The sequence below is a fragment of the Tersicoccus phoenicis genome, from assembly GCF_001968835.1.
GTDB classification, from domain to species: domain Bacteria; phylum Actinomycetota; class Actinomycetes; order Actinomycetales; family Micrococcaceae; genus Tersicoccus; species Tersicoccus phoenicis.
In genome coordinates this window covers 1-608 of the sequence record NZ_MRDE01000030.1, presented here as the reverse complement: position 1 = coordinate 608, position 608 = coordinate 1, and the positions used below count along the sequence as shown (strand labels likewise).

Here is a 608-nt window from a genome sequence, read left to right as displayed (position 1 = left end):
GTACATCGAATTGCGGTACAATCAAAAGAGAATCCATTCAGCGCTCGACTACCGGACCCCGAATGAATTCGAACAGGCCTGGTACGCGTCACGCAGAGCGGCCTGAAACATGAAGGGAATCACCGGCCCGGAATTCGTCCCACCGCCCAACTGCTGGGCCTGCCGGGGGTGCAGGGCACGGTCGGGATCAGCCTGGTCCGGAACACCCTCGGTGCCGGGGACACGGGCGCGGGGACGGTGGACGGGTGGCGGTTCGACATCGCCGGGGCCGGGCACTTGTACCAGTCCGGGTCGAACCTGGTCTACGCGTCGGGGGACGGGTATTCGACGACGTTCGTCCCGGTGACCGGGCAGCCCGGGGTCTACACCACACCGGCCGGGGTGAAGGCCGACCTGGTGGCGGCGGGGTCGGGTTGGAAGCTGACCAGCCGGACGTCCGCGACGGTGACGACGTTCGACCTGAGTTGGGTCACTTGCTGTGGTCTCGACAAGCTAGAGGGGGCTGACGTGGGGTGATGGTCGGGGTTAGTGTGTTGTTAAGGCACTAAGCGGGGGTCGGTAGGATCGGCTGGTGGCCTGGGTTCGCAGAGTCCGCACGGCCTCGGGGG

The 608-nt window shown here is 66.0% G+C and carries 2 protein-coding genes; both read left to right on the top strand.

All coding sequences use genetic code 11. The features are described 5' to 3' along the window. Positions 1-10: 10 nt before the first annotated feature. Positions 11-106, top strand: coding sequence for a hypothetical protein (locus tag BKD30_RS17030; RefSeq protein ID WP_408033364.1), 96 nt, complete (start codon positions 11-13; stop codon positions 104-106). A 62-nt stretch (positions 107-168) separates the two neighbouring features. Next, on the top strand, positions 169-516 hold the full coding sequence (locus BKD30_RS06345) for a hypothetical protein (RefSeq protein ID WP_076703284.1): 348 nt from the start codon (positions 169-171) through the stop codon (positions 514-516). The last annotated feature ends 92 nt before the right edge of the window (positions 517-608 follow it).